This is a genomic window from Nitrosomonas marina (assembly GCF_900111605.1).
GTDB lineage: Bacteria > Pseudomonadota > Gammaproteobacteria > Burkholderiales > Nitrosomonadaceae > Nitrosomonas > Nitrosomonas marina_A.
Map to the genome: position 1 here is coordinate 51261 of NZ_FOIA01000017.1, position 17157 is coordinate 68417.

The following is a 17157-nucleotide window of genomic DNA, read 5'->3' on the forward strand; positions in this document are numbered from 1 at the left end:
AGTAGCATAGTTCAGTTCCATTAGATGTCAGACTGCAGACACAATGGCTTGCTGCATATCGCCTTGTTATAGTAACAGGTATTTAATAAACGTTTCGTAGCCACAGGATTGCCAGCAAAATTAATATCGCACTGGGCGCAAGTGCTGCAACAGCAGGTTCGAGGTGCAGTAGCAGGCCCGCATTAGCAAAAATCTGGTCAAGCAAATAAACAGCAACGCCGATGAGTGCGGCAATTACCAGCTTATTGGCCAGACCTGCGCGAATTGATCCGAATATAAACGGCATGGAAAGCATCAGCATTGCGATTGTCAGTAGAGCGCTGCCTGCCTTACGCCATAACGCGAGGGCATACGAATCCGCATCCTGGCCAGTGCTGCGTAAAAAGTCCACATGTCGTACAAGTTCAGTGGGAGATAGACTTTCAGGTGGCTTGGTGAGCGTCGCAATATCTTCGGGCTTTAAGAATGACTGCCAGCTCAATGTTTCGGCACGGGTTAGCAGAATTTGCGTATCCGAGAATTTTCTGATGACTACGTTGGTCAAAATCCAGGCGTCATTACTGCGTATGTCTGCAAACTCAGCATGGATGTGCGCTTGCAGAAGATTCTCTTGATCAAAATTCAGGATTTCAACATCAGATGCTTTTTTTGCATGCAACATTTGCCCAATGCGTAAAATATTCCGTTCGTTGCGCGTCCATATGCCGAGCCCTTTACCAAGTTCTGCTGTTTGATTCAACGCCACGGCGCGGTTCGAAATGGCTTTTTGTTGCAGTTGCGGTGCGGCAAACTGTTCAAGTCCGGCAATAAACACTATCAGGCCAATGCCCACAGCAAGGGGCGCCATGCTGATCTTCAACGGTGAGACACCGGCGCTACGCATGGCGATGAGTTCAGAATTGACGGCCAACGCGCCCAGTGCGGCGACGGTGCCTAATAAAGCGATAAACGGTGCGATCTGAATGAACCGTCGCGGCAGCAGCATTATGGTATAGATGAAAGCATCAATCGTACGGTACGTTCCCTTGCCAACATCGTCGAGTTGATCCAGCAGGTCGAAAAAGCTGAACAATGGCAAAAGAACAGCGGTGGCAATTATCAGACCAACGCATACCTGAGTAGCTATATACCGGAAAATAAGCATTAACGGATCGATAGAAGTTTCTGGCCGGGTTTCATGGCGTACAGAAGCAATAGTACGAACATGGCAATATAAAGCCACCAGATTCCTGGTGTCGTGCCAACAACGTTCTGTTCAACCCAGTTTTTGGCCAGACCGCTTAAATTATAGTACACAGCGAACACAGTGGCGGCGACCAGATAGGTCTTGGTTGCCTTATCCTGCCGCGGCGTGATTTTTATAAACGCTACTGCAACCAGAGCCATTAAGATAGCGGAAAAAGGGCGTGACAAACGCCATTGCAGTTCCGCAATTTCCCAGGGCTCCTCGGATTTCCAAAGTGTTCTTGTAGGCGCGGCTTTACGGCGATATCTTAAAGCAAGCTCGCTGTCTGTAAAATAGGTCAGTTTTTCAAATGCGATTTTGTCATCCCGGGATACATCATGGGTCAGTTGATATATATGCCCATCTGATAATTGTATGTTGGGACGTTCTGCTTCTATAGAGGGTTGTACTTGCATGGCCTTTTTGGCAATAATGATTTCATGCGTGTCAGGTCTTTTGATATAGTGAAATATTTCATTCATCGTTTTGTTGGTTTCGTCCTTATGGTGGACATAGACAACTCTCCCACTGCGTTCACTGCCGTAAAAACGCCCTGCCTGAAAACGATTGGTGTTCAGTTCCGCTTCTGCCTGTGCATCAAGTAAATAGCTTTTGGCATAAGCCCAGGGACGAACATAGGACGAAAGCAGGCCGCTAATGATACCGACTGGTATCGCTATCATCAAAACGATGGAAACTATGCGCTTACCACTGATACCAGTGGATTGCAGCACGTTTAATTCCTGGTCTTTGTGCAGTCTGCTCAGGCCGCTGATGATGGCCACATAAAGGGCCACTGGAATCAGTACCTCGAGTGCGATCAGGGTTTTGAGCAGCACCAGCATGAAAAGCGCGCCAAGTCCCAGTGTTTCTGTGACGGAACCAGCCAGAAAACGAGCACTGCTAAAACTCGCAAACAAGGCGACAAGGATCAGAATAATCACAAGAAACGGTATTGTCAGCTCGCGTGCGACATAACGCTCTATTATTTTCATGCAGCAATCCTATCAGAAATCGTGTGATGTCTCATCGAGATAAATCATGAAGGCAGCTTGGAAGACTCTCAGCTTCGTTTGTAAAACGGAACCGTAGCTTTGTTGAGTATGGATTCGGCGAGTAATAGATCTTCGATGTTATCGACGTCAATGCCTGCGCGTGCATCCGGAAGCATGATGGGTGTTACACATACCCCCGATTTGACAGCTAAGGCATGCAGTGCCTGATTCAGAGAGAGTCTCCTGAATAAATAGGACAGGACAATGCCGGGTTCAACGAAGCGTGCAATCAGACGCCAGGGTTGTTTGCGCAGATCTTCCACGGAACGCCAGAACCCAACAAGAGTCCGTCCGCCTGGATTGAACGTGAATAAATTGCAACCACAAACACTGCCATCACGCAAATGAAAGAAAGTGCGTCTGGCGTTTGGAAATACTGCGGTCATCTGTGCCTGTCTTACCAGTCCTACTGTTGCATCGCTGTTCGCATTGAGTGACGCGGTCAGGAAATACTGAACAGTTTGTGGTGTCAGCAGTGCATGATCTGCTGTTGTCAGTAGCACCGGGGTGTCGGCAGCCAAGTGTTCGAATCCATATTCTGCGCTGCGACTGGGCGAGTCCTTATTGGGCAGCCAGGTGATTTCTCCCGATTCTATGCGTGTTTTCAGGGGAAGACAGTCATCCAGTCTGGATCTGGACGGGCCGCATAGAACAACAGCATCAATCAAATTGCAGGCAGTCAGTGCGTCCAGTACGCGTATTATCATTGGTTGTCCGCCAACAGATGCAAAAGCTTTACAAGCCACACCCGTATGGCGGGTAATTGGATCGTCTGCTGTTCGATCCGCTGCGAGTACCAGAGCAGTAAATTTTTTTTGTACAGGTTTATGTGAGTCAGTCACAGCGTTTTCCCGTAAATACGGTAGCGTTTATATTCCTTACTGCCGATGTTTTCAAGAATACTGCGCATCGATTTGTTGTCTTCCAGTATCCAGGATAGCTCAACTTCGCGGATACCGTGCGCTATGCCGATTTTCTTGGGCGCTTCAATAACGGTGCAGGCGAGCGCCATTCCCAGTGTAGAATTGTGATATTGTCTGCGCACACCCATAAGAGGAATGCGTGCTGTTGTGATTTCATGGCGTTTGAGCTTTTTGATCAATTTCAACCAGCCGAGTGGAAACAGGCGCCCATCGAGTTCAGCAAGTATTTCGTTCAGATTCGGAAGGGCGACCATGAATGCAGCAGGTTGACCGTTCACTTCTGCAATCTGGACATACTCATCGGATACCAGATGTTTGAGACTGTTGCCCAGTTCGGCGAATTCTGCCTCGGTAAACGGTACAAACCCCCAGTTTTCAGACCATGCATCATTGAAAATATCCCGCAACACCTCCATTTCTGCAGCAAGCTGTTTGCGGTTTAAGGTTCTGACCTGAATTTGACCGGCATGGCGTTTGATTAGCTGTTGCATGACCGGTGGCGGATCAAAATCGACTGCTATCCTGTATGCCAGTAAATCTTTGGCGGGGAAGTATTCGCGCGATTCAAGCAACTGCGGATACCAGTGCGCTGTATGGGACATCATCACAGCAGGTGGTGTATCAAACCCATTTACCAGAATACCGCATTCCTGGTTGATGGATAAATTGAAGGGTCCTGTTACATGTCGTGTGTGCCGCGCAGCCAGCCAGGCTTCGGCATGCAGCATGAGCGCAGTGAAAACATTTGTATCATTGACACATTCAAGCAGCCCGAAATGCCCGGTGTCGTCGCCATACCGCTGTCGATGCAATGTGTCTATCTGCGCGCTGACTCGGCCTACCGGACGGTGGTGATGATAAGCAACCCAGGCCTGCCATTCACCATGCTGCAGAAAAGGGTTGTATTTGGAAAAGTGAAAGCGTCGCTCAAGACGCAGTGGCGGCACCCACAATGGGTCATCTGCGTAAATCAGCCATGGCACATTGATAAAATCTCCCATATCCCGATATGACATCACCGGGCGCACTGTCAATTCGCCTGATACAAACTGTTCATTAGGATAATTCATAGACTGATTTTGAAAATTTTTTAATTTTTAATTATCTTTTCAGATTTCAGGCATATTATGAAGAATTCCTATCGGAAGCAATTCTTTTTGAGGAATAAACCCGGATTGTTCTTCAACCAATCCGGGTTTATTAAATTATGTATGCGTTTTAATGTGTTGTTTTGAAATTAATCAAGCGTGAGAAGTGTATGTTTTCAGGTGGTTTTTGAGGTTGGCGGCGTGTTTTCCGGAACGGCGTCGGAGTGTTGCGCCTGTGTTGATTCACCGTGTCGTTCATGTGTATCGGTGTCAAACTGACGTGATTCGTCTGTTTTTGAGGCGTTGTCCGGTTCGTCTTCTGTTTCGATGGTGGGTTTGACATCAAACCAACGATAAAGTGTCGGTAATACAACCAAGGTCAACAAAGTAGACGTGATCAGTCCACCGATCACAACAATTGCCAGTGGACGTTGTACTTCGGAACCCGGCCCGGTGGCAAACAAAAAGGGCACCAATCCCAGCATGGCGACAGTTGCAGTCATCAATACCGGACGAAAACGCTGCTCGCAGCCACGCACTACTGAGACGGGTATACTGGCGCCTTGTTCACGTTGCTCGCGGATAAACGAGATCAATACAACGCCATTTAAGACAGCAATTCCCCATAGCGCAATAAAACCGACAGAGGCGGGTACTGATAAATACTCACCGGAAATGAACAGTCCTGTGATTCCACCAATTGAAGCAAAAGGCAATACCAAAATGATCAGCGAGGCCAGTTTTACAGAGTTAAACAGCATGAAAAGCAAAAAGAAAATAGCTGCGACAGTTAAAGGCACGATTACGGAAAGCGTTGCCATTGCGCGCTCCATATTTTCAAACTGACCGCCCCATTCAAAGTAATACCCTTCAGGCAGGTTCATTTCTTCCGCTACCCGTTCCTGAATTTCCTCTACAAAACTTCCCATATCGCGCTCATGAACGTTGGCTCCGACCACAACACGGCGTTTGGAAAATTCACGGTTAATTTGTGCCGGACCGTCAATGACCTGGATATTGGCAACAGATTCCAGCGGAATCAAAGCGCCGCCTGGAACCATGCCGCCATTGCCGGGAAGTTTCTCGGGTGTGCGCAGCAACAAATCCCGAATAGCATCAACATTATCACGAAAATCCAGTGGAAGGCGCATAACGAGCGAGAAACGGCGTTCATTCTCGAAAATGGTCGAAACCTCTTTGCTGCCTACGGTTCTGATCAAATCGTTGACATCTTCAACATTGATGCCGTATCGCGCGATGGCATCCCGGTTAATATCGATTACCAGAGATTGTTGACCCGATAAGGGTTGTACCCGAATATCCCTGGCACCTCTGACTGTTCTCATGATTCGTGCCAGCTGTTCGGACAATAGGCGCAGTTGCTCGAGGTCGTCGCCAAAAATCTTAACAGCAACTTGTGAACGCACGCCTGTAATCATTTCATCAACGCGCTGCGCGATTGGCTGAGAGACGACAATACTGACGCCGGGCAATGTTGACAATACTTTACGAACGTCTTCATCCACTTCATCCTGAGTACGCCCTGAATCCGGGTCCAGTGTGATAATAGGATCCGATTCATGTGGGCCGGCAGGGTCGGATGGCTCTTTGCCGCGCCCCAGTCTGGAAACTGCGCTCTCGACTCCCGGTACGGTGGCGATACGTTTCATTGCCTCGATTTCTATTTTTATTGAGTTCTCCAGTGAAATAGAAGGTGCCCTAATAATGACCGGCGTCAGTGCGCCTTCCTTTAAAATCGGGATGAACGAAGTTCCCAAAAATGGAAATAACATGAAGGAAGAAACCAGCAAACCAATTGCTACGAGGATAGTAGTTTTTTCGTGCGTTAGCGCCTTGTTCAATAAATTCTGATACCGTTTTTTGAGAAACGCGATAACCGGCGTGTCATGATCGGCGCCGCCCTTGAGGCCATAGGCGCAAAGTACAGGGGATAACGTAAGCGAAATAATTAATGAAACCGCTAGTGCAATAGCGATCGTATAGGCTAGCGGACTGAAAGTTTTGCCTTCCATTCCTTCCAGTGTCATCAAAGGAAGGAACACCAGAATAATAATACAAATGCCGAATATTAGAGGCACACCGATTTCTACTACTGCATCCCGTATAACCAGCAGTCTTTCTTTTAAGGTAGTGCCAGCATGTCCCAAACGGTGGTAGACATTTTCTACTACGACGACAGTTGTATCTACAATGAGCCCGATGGCAATTGCCAGTCCTCCCAGTGACATCAGGTTGGCTGAGATACCCTGATGATTCATTATCATGAAGGTAATAAGTGGTGCGACAATCAATGTTGCAACAACAATCAGACTGGAGCGCACATCGCCCAGAAAAATAAACAGTACGATAATTACCAGAATAATGCCTTCAATCAATACATTGGTTACCGTCCATAACGCTGCATCGACCAGGTCAGAACGATCGTAGAATGGGACAATTTGCAGTCCACCGGGCAACAGGCCGCGTTCATTTATTTCAGAGACTTTTTCCTGAACTCTTGCTACGATTTCCTTGGCGTTACCGCCCATCAACATCATGACAATGCCGCCGGTTGATTCCGTGTAACCGCCTTTAATCAATGCACCCTGACGAACTCGACCGCCAAATTCCACCTCAGCGACATCGCGGACAAAGACGGGAATGCCATCGATTTCTCTGAGCACAATGTTTCGGATGTCATTGAGGGTGGAAATCAATCCATTCGTTCGAATCAGGTATTGTTCCGCGTGCAATTCCAGGATATTTCCGCTGGCATTTGCATTGTTGTTAGCCAGGGCACTGTCAACGTCGGACAATGTCAGGTCGTAATGACGTAATCTTTCCGGATTGACCAGTACCTGGTATTGTTTCTCGTGACCGCCTAATGAATTTATTCCGGCAACTCCCGGAATTGAGCGTAACATGGGCTGAACAACCCAGTCCTGAATTGTTCGGCGTTCCATCAATTCTTCCACGGTTAATTCCCGTGTGCCGTCATCAGGGTGATCCAGTGTGTATTGATATATTTCACCTAATCCTGTAGTTACAGGCCCCAGTTCGGCTACTACCCCTTCGGGTAACTGCTCAACTACGCCAATGTATCGCTCCATAACGAGCTGCCGCGCAAAATAGACATCTGTGTCATCGGTGAATACGAGCGTAATAATGGTTAACCCGCTTTTGTTCAGAGAACGCATCTCAACCAGGCCGGGCAGTCCTGTCATGGCGATTTCCACTGGGATTGTTATCAGTCGCTCGATTTCCTCCGCGCTGCGGCCTTCTACACGTGCGGCAACGATAACCTGTACATTGGTAACATCTGGAAAAGCATCGACTGAAAGTTTCGTGGCTGCCCGTAAACCGAAAGCAACCAAAATAAGTGCAATAATAACGACAAGAAGCCGCTGCTTAAGCATGACCTGGACAATGGATGACAACATGAGTTATTCCTTTCTATCGAGCTTGCGTTCGCTATCTATATGGAAAGCACCATCAATTACAATATGTTGTCCGACTGAAAGTCCCGAAATGACAGGACGCAAATTACCGACTTCCGGCCCCAACTCAACCGGCACGCGTAAATAGGTATAGTTGCCCCTGTCCAGATAAACATAATCTTTATTTAATTCACGTACAACCGCCGATTCAGGTATTACAAGCTGTTCTTGCGGGGTTTCTATGATGCGCATGGATGCCAGCATTGCAGGTTTGAGTCTGCGGTCCTGATTCTCAACGACAGTTCTTACCATGACTGTTCTTGTTTGGGGATTGACTGTATCGGAAACATATATAATCAGGGCGTCTAATACGATGTTTCCAAGTGCCGGTACCTGAATTTCAACATGCTGACCGGCCATTACATTACTGGCAATGTGCTCCGGTACGTCACCTACTGCCCAGACAGTCGATAAATCAGCGACTTTGAAAAGCTGGTCAGATGGTTGTACCACTTGACCGGCTACCACGTTTCGTTCAATGATTGTGCCGCTTTGGGGAGACGAGATGCCGACAGAAGGGAGTATCTGTCCGCGCTTGACCAAGTCATTGACTGCGTTCTCATATACGCCCAACAGGCGTAACTGGTCCTTTGCCGCGCTGAGCTCGGCCCGCGAGACCTGTAATTCGGCTTCTCTGCGCTGCAGTTCTGCTGTGCCAATTACATCGGCGTCGAGAAGCAGTTTTGCCCGCTTTGCTGCGCGTTCATTTAAAACCGTCATAGAGTGCGCACGAAGATACGCCAATTGGGCGGTGGTTAACTCAGGGCTTGATAGCTTGGCAAGTGTTGTGCCAGCATCAACACTGTCCCCTAATTCGACGTTTACTTCGACTATACGCCCGGTGACGTTAGAACCGACGCGGATTAATTGTTGCTCATTGACCTTGATCTGACTGGGCACCTGAATTTTATCCGCAAGACTAGTCAGGCTGAGTACTTCGGTTTTAATACCTTCAGCCATTGCTTCAGTAAGTGTAATAATGTTTGTGTTATCGGGCTCATCGGCATCAGACTGCTCTGGTGGCTTTTTATTATCTATATTGCTGGCATCCTCCCCATTACTGCAAGCAACGGTAAGAAAGAGAACAAACAGAGAATAAATTGTTAAACGGATTGGTGATTTCATTCGATGAAATGCTCCTTGGGATAATGGGCGCGTAGTCGGTCTATTTCAGCAGCAGCAGACTGTAATTCAAAACGGGCTTGTAACAAATCACCGAGCACACCTCTCAACACGCGTTGAGTATCCAGTACTTCGATAAAACCGCGTTCACCAAGTCGGTAAGCCGTCTGTGCTATATTCAGTGCCAGTTCCGCCTCTGTAACGATACCACCTTCAAACATTTCTACCCTGCGGCGTGCGATTTCTTTTGCTTGCCAGGCGGATTCCAGTTGCTGACCGATTTCAAAGCGTCGATAATCAAGCGTGTTGCGAATACGTGCCGAATCATAAATGGCATTGTCTATTTCGCCGCGTCGGCGATAGAATAACGGAATTTCAAGGCTGACCCCGGCAGTGTTCGACATAAACTGGCGGTCCTGAAAATTAGTAAACAGAACACTCACGGAAGGTAAAACGGATGCTTTCTGCTGATCAATGCGCAGATTGGCGCTGTCTTGTTCAGCCTCCAGGCGCTGGATATCAGGGTTGACTTGTACAATCTCCTGGCGCAGTTGCTCCAGCGGCGGAAATTCTACGGGATCGCTCAGCGATGCATTGATTGTAAAGTTGCTTTGTAACGCTCCTGCGGTCAGTTGTATCAATGCAACCCTTGCGCGCTCCGCATTCAACATTGCAGCTTCCATACGGTTTTCCGCGCTGAGCACCTCGGTTTCAGCACGAATGAGTTCAAAACGAGCGGTTTCTCCAACATCAACGCTGACTTTGATGCGTCGGTATATTTCTTTCATCAAATCATAAATGCTCGTTTCCATCTGCGCCTCTTCCTGGCGTAGCAATAATTCATAGGCGCGAATACGCAGCTGAGCAGCTAAATCGGCACGAACCTGATTCAGATTCGCCTGTCTTGCTTCAACAAGCGCTTCGGCTGAGCCGATGCGTGCAGATCGCAGAAAAGGATTCTCAATCGGTTGACTGACTTTGACTTCACGTTGGTTGTCAGACGGACCTGTGACCGAAGCTGGTAACCGCTTGCTTTGTGGACCGGCCTCAACACTGACTTTGGGATTCGGAAACGCCCGTGCGCTGATTACATCTGCCTCGGCCATATCAATCTGTGAGCGCGCAGCCTGAACCAGCCCATTAGCCTGCAATCCCAGCTTCTGCAGTTCCATAATGGTCCAGGTGGATAATTGCTGGGCGGATAACGGTGTCGTAAGAGGTACTAGAAAAAGGCAGAACAAAAATTGCCGCAATAAAAAGGTCTGCATGGTCTGCATAAGGCCTTTAGGGTGAGTATAGTATTAATGAATAGTTAAGAAATGTAAATGTTACGGTTCGGTTGCGATGCTTTTGGAATTCTATCACTTACAAATCGTTTGGGATGTTGATCTTCATTTAATAGATGATATCGCACTATCGGGATTTATCAGCACTGAATTAGTACTGTTTTTTCTGATTAGTTTTGAAGATAGCATGTTATTGCCTATAAGTGTGTCAGGTGAAGATTCCTGCCGATGATAGTTGAAAAAACCTGAATGTTACCTGAATGACCGACAGATGCAAATTTGATCCGTTTAAACAATAACAACAAAGCAGAGAGGTTACCCGATGTTTGGGGGAGTGCAATCGATATTGCCTGATTCATGGTCTTGTTCAAGCAAACAATGTTGCAAAAGCAGCGGAAAGTCAACATATGGTTGCTTCATTGATTCTGAACCAAAATGGCCTTCGCCAGACATTACAACCAAAGTGCCTCCAAGAGTTTTTCGCATAAACTCCCCTTGTTCATGCCCACAGTCCCAGGGGTCATTGTCGGAATGAACAAAAGTCAGCATGCGGCTATTTGCCCTAATGGTATCAACACAAAATCCTGCCGGATATGTTGTATCATTCGGTGGTGTCCCGTGAAGCGGTTTAATATATCCAGCAACAGAAACTGTGTGTTTCGCGGTAAAACCGCTTTGGGAAAGCAGCCTTAAAATTAATGGCCCGCCTGCTGAATGGCCAATCATCAGATCAAAATTGCGGCAGGACGTTTGATTTTTGACTTCTTCAACCCATTTATCCAACTCATCGAAGTCTGAACAGTCGATGAGTGAAGGCGTCCATACATCAAATTTATGCTTTTCCAATTGTGTTTTCAGCCAGGGAATCCAGAAGCTTTTACTTGAACCACCAAGGCCGTGAAAGATAGCAGCTTTTTTTCTCATGATTACCTTTTTAATCATCAACCGGATCAAAAAGAGTAACACAATTACCGCAAAACGCTATGCACATTGTTACTCTCATCATCTCATTTGCCTGTAGCGGAATTCATATTGAATAGTCAACTTATTGCTTATTGAATCTGTTTTAGCGATTTGACAAAAAAACATCCATTAATGCTTTAAAGAGAGTGCTTGAAATTTTGTTATATTTGATGAAGGTTAGTTTATGAAATATCAAGAGCGAGCTATAATTAAAATTTTCCGAAAAAATTCATGAATCGCTTTTTATTCCCATTGCCTTTTCTGGCTGTGTTACTGCTGTCAATATTTTCTGTAGCAGCTTCTGCTCAGCAACCCGAGATTTCGATTGCAGCCAAAGCGTATATGCTTACGGATTATCAATCCGGTCAGGTACTGGCCAGCCAGAATCCGCACGAACGCGTTGAACCGGCTTCCTTAACCAAACTGATGACGGCTTATATCGTTTTTACAGCGCTGAAGCAGAATCGCATACAACACGATCAGGTAGTGCCTGTTTCAGACAGAGCCTGGCGGATGATCGGGTCGCGCATGTTTATCGAACCTAATAAGACAGTGACAGTTAACGAACTGATTCGAGGTATGATAGTTCAGTCCGGTAACGACGCATGTATTGCGTTAGCTGAGGTGGTAGCAGGATCCGAGGAAATTTTCGTACAAATGATGAATCAGGAAGCGCAGCGCCTCGGTATGAAAAATACGCATTTTATGAATACCACAGGTTTACCTGACCCAGACCATTACACGTCAGTGCATGATTTAACCTTGCTGGCTGCGGCCATTATTCGCGATTTTCCCGACTTTTACCCATTATATTCATTGAAGGAATATACTTATAACAATATAACGCAGCCAAACCGAAACCGGCTGTTATGGCTGGATCCGCATGTGGATGGAATGAAAACCGGCTGGACGAAATCTGCCGGTTATTGTCTGATTACTTCGGCCAAACGTGATAAAAGGCGCCTGATTTCGGTTGTAATGGGAACAAAATCAGCCAATGCGCGCAGTATGGAAAGTCAGCGGTTGCTGAATTACGGTTTCCAGTTCTACGATACTGTGCATTTATATAAAAAAGGGGAAGTGCTGACTTCGATCGAATTGTGGAAAGGTTCTCAGGATGCGCTGAAAGCAGGTTTTAGCAGCGATGTTTATTTTTCCATACCTAAAGGGCAGGCGGATAATCTAAAAGCTACAATGGAATATAAGCAACCACTGATTGCACCGGTAAGTGCAGGGCAGGTAGTTGGCTCGGTAAAATTTACCTTAAACGGTGAACTGGTGGAAAATTATCCATTGGTTGCGCTGGAAGATGTAGAGCTTGGGAATTTTATCGGCCGCGCATGGGATAGCCTTATGCTGTTGTTTAATTAGCCGTTCTGATGCGTATACAGTTTAGTAATTATAAAGGCCAGGTATGATTTTTCTAAATGGGCAATTTATGCCAATCGAAAAGGCCAGTATCTCTGTGCTGGACCGGGGTTTTATTTTTGGTGATGGTGTGTATGAAGTCATCCCTGTCTATTCGCGTCGACCATTTCGGTTGGATAAACATTTACACCGACTGCAGCACAGTCTGGATGGTATTCGCCTCAGGAATCCTTACACCAGCGAACAATGGAGTGATTTGATAGGGCAGGTTGTAGACAAAAACGCGGGTGACGATCAATCCATATATCTTCACATTACCCGGGGTGTAGCCAAACGTGACCATCCTTTTCCCGATGTGCCACCCACTGTTTTTATGATGAGTAATCCGTTGCTGCCGCCGCAGCCAGAATTGCTGGAAAAAGGGGTAGCAGCGATTACGGCCAGCGATAACCGCTGGATTCGCTGCGATATCAAATCCATTTCACTGCTCCCAAATGTATTGTTACGCCAGATTGCAGTCGATGCAGGTGCTGCAGAAACCATTCTTATTCGGGATGGTTTTCTGACTGAAGGTTCAGCCAGCAATATCTTTGTTGTTAAAGATCAAGTATTGCTGGCACCACCTAAAAGCCATCTGATGCTTCCAGGTATTACGTATGATGTGCTGCTCGAGCTGGTTGCGGAAAATCATGTCATTCATGAAGTGAGGGAAATTTCTGAAGATGAATTATTTTCTGCAGAGGAGATTATGCTAACTTCTTCAACGAGGGAAATTATGGCAGTTACCCGGTTAAATGAGCAACCTGTCGGTACCGGCAGTCCCGGTGCCATATTCAGACAATTACATCAGTTTTATCAGCAGTATAAGGCCACGCATATGCGAGGTGGTTTAACGAGCTGATTTGTATTGGCTTCCTTGCGAGCAATATTGATAGATATGCAAGAAGAATCGTTAATTGAATATCCATGCGATTTTCCGATTAAGATCATGGGAAAATCGAAACATGATTTAGTTCAGGTCGCGCTGGAGATTGTCAAGCAACATGCACCAGATTTTGATGAAAATGCCATGGAAATTCGTACCAGCAAGGGGGGCAACTATCTTAGTATCACCTGTACAATTCGCGCTACATCGCGGCATCAATTAGATCAATTGTATTGCGCATTAACCGATCATCCAATGGTGTCTGTGGTACTGTGAAATGGCGGTCAGCATGCAAGCTGCCTTAAATGCAGAGACACATCGAGGTTCGTGGTTTACCGTGAGGTATATGGGGGTGATCGATTATGAGATTTCGTGGCAGGCGATGAAAGACTTTACAAATACACGAACCTCGCAGACCAGCGATGAAATCTGGCTATTACAGCACCCGGCAGTGTATACACAGGGCATTGCAGGAAAACCCGAACATTTGCTGGCTGACAGTAACATTAATGTGATTAAAACAGATCGGGGAGGTCAGATCACCTATCACGGTCCGGGTCAACTCATCGCTTATCTGCTTTTGGATATCAGGCGACTGAATCTGACTGTACGTGATCTTGTCAGAAGAATGGAAACAGCCGTGATTCATATGTTGAATGAATATCAAATCAAGGCGTATGGCTGTGTCGATATGCCTGGTGTATATGTCGGAGCGGCTAAAATCGCTTCACTGGGATTGAAATTAAAAAAAAGCTATTGTTACCACGGTATTGCATTGAACGTTGATATGGATCTGAAACCGTTCTCGAGAATTAACCCATGTGGATATGCCGGCTTAGCGGTAACGCAGACAAAAGATCAGGGTGTCAAAGATGAACTTGATGTGTTAAGTCGCAAGCTGTCAGAATATTTACAGAAAGAACTTGTTAAATAAATAAAAGGAATTGATATACCGTTATGACTTCTGAAATACGTCAGAAAGGCGTTGATAAAACAGCGCGTAATCCTGTCAAGATTAGTCCGCAAACACGCGATGAGATTTTACGAAAACCATCATGGATTCGTGTGCGTTCGTCAAATAGCCAAAAGTTTAATGAGGTCAAGCGGATTTTGAGAGAACAAAGGCTGCATACGGTTTGTGAGGAAGCGTCATGCCCCAATATCGGTGAGTGCTTTGGCAAGGGTACTGCCACGTTCATGATTTTGGGAGATCTTTGTACGAGGCGATGCCCGTTCTGTGATGTGGCCCATGGTCGGCCCAAACCCCCTGATTCAGAAGAACCGCTACATCTGGCGCAGTCGATTGCAGTATTGAAGTTAAACTATGTTGTGATTACCAGTGTTGATCGTGATGACCTGCGTGATGGCGGTGCGCTGCATTTTGCTGAATGTATTGGTCAAATACGGCGCCATGCGCCACAGACAAAAATTGAGATACTGGTACCTGATTTCAGGGGCAGACTGGACGTTGCACTTGAAAAACTCGCCAGCTGTCCACCGGATGTGTTGAATCACAATCTGGAAACTGTGCCAAGACTGTATAAGCAGTGTCGTCCTGGTGCTGATTACATGCATTCATTGAAACTGCTGAAGAATTTTAAAGATCGTTTTGCAAATATTCCAACCAAATCAGGATTGATGGTGGGTCTTGGTGAAACTGACGAGGAAATTATCGAAGTTATGCGCGATTTGCGTGCGCACAATGTAGAAATGTTGACAATTGGGCAATACCTGCAACCGAGTATAGGACACTTGCCTGTTCATCGCTATGTCAACCCCAAAGGATTTAAAATGTTCGAAGATGCAGCGCTGGACTTGGGTTTTACGCATGCGGCATGCGGACCGTTGGTGCGTTCCAGTTATCATGCCGATCAGCAGGCACATGAAGCTGGCTTTATTTGAATATGTGAATAGGCACTGATAGTTGATCGTTTTTTTGCGCCCAACGCTCAATTGAAACAGTTTTAAATAAGCTTGATCTTTTTTTAAGATTTTGCTAGTCTGAAATTATGTGAAACTAGGGTTCCGGTTTCATGTAATTGTTATCAGAGACAATTACATGAAATGACTGGTTCGAGAGTTTCCGGTCTCATCAATAAATAACGAGACTCCACGGAGGGATAAAAGCCCGGGAGGTGAATCACACATAGCTTATTAATATGTGTGAATACCGAATTAACGCATGGCTTTGTGTTAATTCCCGGCTGATATCGTGATTTAAGGAGTTTCCGTTATGTCAATTTCATCTCAACAAAATCGTTTGACGACTGACGATAAATATCCAGCCTCGGATGTGGATACACTCAACCGCAGCATGAGCGTCTGGCACAGTTTTACCATGGGTTTTGCGGTTGTATCCCCGGTAGTGGGTTTGTACGCCATTATTGGCGTACAGACTGTTGTTACCGGGGGCGGCTGGTTCGCGGCGCTGGCAATATGCCTGGTCATGCAACTGCTGGTGGCGACTGTTTATGCTGAACTGGCTTCGCAGTTTCCAATAGCTGGCGGTGCCTATAAGTGGGCAAGACAACTCGGCGGTGTTACGGCTGGCCAGTATGCGGGTGTTATTTATGTCAGTTCAACCATCGCCATGCTGACGACCACCGCATATACGGGCGGTGTCTGGCTAGCAACCTTTTGGGGCGCACTTGATAACAGCGGTGTTTCCATGGTGATCTGGGGAGCAGTTTTTCTGCTGATTTGCATGGCGCTCAATCTTGCTCATGTCAATATTTTTAAATCATTAATAGCGCTTGGCGTTTACGCAGAGGTGATCGGATCATTTGGTATTGCGCTGTTACTGTTTTTATTTTTTCGGCAGTATGGCTTTACCGAGTTGTTTCAGCATATGGGGACAGGCAGTGCTCCAACAGAAACGGCGGCGTTTCTAGCAGCATTGGCCATTGCAGGATGGGCGTTTATCGGTTTTGATGCCTGTTCTACTACGGCAGAGGAAACGCACCAGCCAAAACGAATGGTACCGCGTGCTATCTTCTTTGCACTAAGCGCCGTCGGTGCCGTTGTATTGTTTAATTCATCCGCATTAATATTGTCTTTTGATCATGAAGTGCTGGCTACTACCAGCAAAACAGCCGATCCTGTCACACCACTGATTGCAAGTAGTTTTGGGGACTGGGTAAGCAAACCGTTTTCGGGTATTGTAATGATCGCTTTTCTCGCATGTGGTGCGTCGGTCGTTAAATACACTTCACGCATTGTTTTCTCAATGTCGCGCGAAGGAAATATGCCGGCATTTCTCAGTCATGTGACGACCGACAGAGTACCGCGCAATGCCGTTCTTTTTACAGTCACCCTTTCCGGCCTGGGATTATTGCTGGGATTGAATGACGGTGCTGTGGCTACAGTGATTGCATTTGGTACTGGCGGGTTGTACGCCATGTTTGCCATGACTACCGGCGTCGGTCTTTTTACCCGCCTGACAGGCCGCTGGAATCCCGCGCTTGGCGAACTTAAACTGGGTGTCTGGGGACTGGTAATCAATTGTGTTGCATTTGTCTGGTCGCTGTTTGAACTTATCAATATAGCCTGGCCGCGCACATACGCAGTTTCAGAGAACGCGCCCTGGTGGCAGCTTTGGGCGATACCACTGGTGCTGGGCAGTATTATGAGTGTGACGACACTGTATATTCTGGTTCAGAAGATTCGCCGGAACTGAGTCCGGGCACAAATCGTTTACATTTGCAC

The 17157-nt window shown here is 46.7% G+C and carries 14 protein-coding genes and 1 riboswitch; of the genes, 6 read left to right on the plus strand and 8 right to left on the minus strand.

The window, feature by feature from the left end:
• Positions 1-82: 82 nt before the first annotated feature.
• The 8 genes from lptG to BMY62_RS09095 all read right to left on the minus strand — a co-directional run bounded on the left by lptG (position 83) and on the right by BMY62_RS09095 (position 11120).
• Positions 83-1222 carry an LPS export ABC transporter permease LptG gene (gene lptG / locus BMY62_RS09060; RefSeq protein ID WP_371264084.1) on the minus strand — a complete coding sequence of 380 codons (1140 nt, stop codon included), beginning with the start codon at positions 1220-1222 and terminating at the stop codon, positions 83-85.
• On the minus strand, positions 1144-2220 hold the full coding sequence (gene lptF, locus BMY62_RS09065; RefSeq protein ID WP_090658838.1) for an LPS export ABC transporter permease LptF: 1077 nt from the start codon (positions 2218-2220) through the stop codon (positions 1144-1146). The genes lptG and lptF overlap by 79 nt, the downstream gene beginning before the upstream one ends.
• 68 nt (positions 2221-2288) lie before the next feature.
• Positions 2289-3122, minus strand: coding sequence for a nucleotidyltransferase family protein (locus tag BMY62_RS09070; protein WP_090658840.1), 834 nt, complete (start codon positions 3120-3122; stop codon positions 2289-2291).
• On the minus strand, positions 3119-4273 hold the full coding sequence (locus BMY62_RS09075) for an N-acetyltransferase (protein WP_090658841.1): 1155 nt from the start codon (positions 4271-4273) through the stop codon (positions 3119-3121). The genes BMY62_RS09070 and BMY62_RS09075 overlap by 4 nt, the downstream gene beginning before the upstream one ends.
• 194 nt (positions 4274-4467) lie before the next feature.
• The gene (locus tag BMY62_RS09080; RefSeq protein WP_090658844.1) at positions 4468-7731 is read right to left on the minus strand and encodes an efflux RND transporter permease subunit; all 3264 of its coding nucleotides are present in this window, start codon (positions 7729-7731) and stop codon (positions 4468-4470) included.
• Between the two features lie 3 nt (positions 7732-7734).
• The gene (locus tag BMY62_RS09085; RefSeq protein ID WP_090658846.1) at positions 7735-8913 is read right to left on the minus strand and encodes an efflux RND transporter periplasmic adaptor subunit; all 1179 of its coding nucleotides are present in this window, start codon (positions 8911-8913) and stop codon (positions 7735-7737) included.
• Positions 8910-10178 carry a TolC family protein gene (locus tag BMY62_RS09090; RefSeq protein WP_371264085.1) on the minus strand — a complete coding sequence of 423 codons (1269 nt, stop codon included), beginning with the start codon at positions 10176-10178 and terminating at the stop codon, positions 8910-8912. Before BMY62_RS09090 ends, BMY62_RS09085 begins: the two co-directional genes overlap by 4 nt.
• A 333-nt stretch (positions 10179-10511) precedes the next feature.
• Positions 10512-11120, minus strand: a complete 609-nt coding sequence (locus tag BMY62_RS09095) for an RBBP9/YdeN family alpha/beta hydrolase (protein ID WP_177170344.1) — start codon at positions 11118-11120, stop codon at positions 10512-10514.
• Between the two features lie 270 nt (positions 11121-11390).
• On the opposite strand from BMY62_RS09095, the gene BMY62_RS09100 reads away from it, so the two are divergent.
• The 6 genes from BMY62_RS09100 (at position 11391) to BMY62_RS09125 (ending at position 17128) form a co-directional block, all read left to right on the plus strand.
• On the plus strand, positions 11391-12530 hold the full coding sequence (locus BMY62_RS09100) for a D-alanyl-D-alanine carboxypeptidase family protein (RefSeq protein ID WP_177170345.1): 1140 nt from the start codon (positions 11391-11393) through the stop codon (positions 12528-12530).
• Positions 12531-12573: 43 nt separating this feature from the next.
• On the plus strand, positions 12574-13428 hold the full coding sequence (locus BMY62_RS09105; protein ID WP_090658851.1) for a D-amino acid aminotransferase: 855 nt from the start codon (positions 12574-12576) through the stop codon (positions 13426-13428).
• A 36-nt stretch (positions 13429-13464) separates the two neighbouring features.
• Positions 13465-13728, plus strand: coding sequence for an HP0495 family protein (locus BMY62_RS09110; protein ID WP_090658853.1), 264 nt, complete (start codon positions 13465-13467; stop codon positions 13726-13728).
• A 13-nt stretch (positions 13729-13741) separates the two neighbouring features.
• Positions 13742-14386 (plus strand): lipoyl(octanoyl) transferase LipB, encoded by a 645-nt coding sequence (gene lipB / locus BMY62_RS09115; protein WP_090658873.1) that lies wholly within the window; start codon positions 13742-13744, stop codon positions 14384-14386.
• A 23-nt stretch (positions 14387-14409) separates the two neighbouring features.
• Entirely contained in the window at positions 14410-15354 is a 945-nt protein-coding gene (gene lipA / locus BMY62_RS09120; RefSeq protein ID WP_090658855.1) for a lipoyl synthase, read from the plus strand.
• A 104-nt stretch (positions 15355-15458) separates the two neighbouring features.
• Positions 15459-15589: riboswitch (guanidine-I (ykkC/yxkD leader) on the plus strand.
• A gap of 96 nt (positions 15590-15685) precedes the next feature.
• Positions 15686-17128, plus strand: a complete 1443-nt coding sequence (locus BMY62_RS09125) for an APC family permease (RefSeq protein ID WP_090658857.1) — start codon at positions 15686-15688, stop codon at positions 17126-17128.
• Positions 17129-17157 lie beyond the last annotated feature (29 nt).

Coding starts and splice junctions, on each gene's coding strand:
- BMY62_RS09110 (WP_090658853.1), top strand. CDS start 13,465: ATGCAAGAAGAATCGTTAATTGAATATCCATGCGATTTTCCGATTAAG.
- lipA (WP_090658855.1), top strand. CDS start 14,410: ATGACTTCTGAAATACGTCAGAAAGGCGTTGATAAAACAGCGCGTAAT.
- lipB (WP_090658873.1), top strand. CDS start 13,742: ATGCAAGCTGCCTTAAATGCAGAGACACATCGAGGTTCGTGGTTTACC.
- BMY62_RS09105 (WP_090658851.1), top strand. CDS start 12,574: ATGATTTTTCTAAATGGGCAATTTATGCCAATCGAAAAGGCCAGTATC.
- BMY62_RS09080 (WP_090658844.1), bottom strand. CDS start 7,731: ATGTTGTCATCCATTGTCCAGGTCATGCTTAAGCAGCGGCTTCTTGTC.
- BMY62_RS09095 (WP_177170344.1), bottom strand. CDS start 11,120: ATGAGAAAAAAAGCTGCTATCTTTCACGGCCTTGGTGGTTCAAGTAAA.
- BMY62_RS09100 (WP_177170345.1), top strand. CDS start 11,391: ATGAATCGCTTTTTATTCCCATTGCCTTTTCTGGCTGTGTTACTGCTG.
- BMY62_RS09085 (WP_090658846.1), bottom strand. CDS start 8,913: ATGAAATCACCAATCCGTTTAACAATTTATTCTCTGTTTGTTCTCTTT.
- lptF (WP_090658838.1), bottom strand. CDS start 2,220: ATGAAAATAATAGAGCGTTATGTCGCACGCGAGCTGACAATACCGTTT.
- BMY62_RS09075 (WP_090658841.1), bottom strand. CDS start 4,273: ATGAATTATCCTAATGAACAGTTTGTATCAGGCGAATTGACAGTGCGC.
- BMY62_RS09125 (WP_090658857.1), top strand. CDS start 15,686: ATGTCAATTTCATCTCAACAAAATCGTTTGACGACTGACGATAAATAT.
- BMY62_RS09090 (WP_371264085.1), bottom strand. CDS start 10,178: ATGCAGACCTTTTTATTGCGGCAATTTTTGTTCTGCCTTTTTCTAGTA.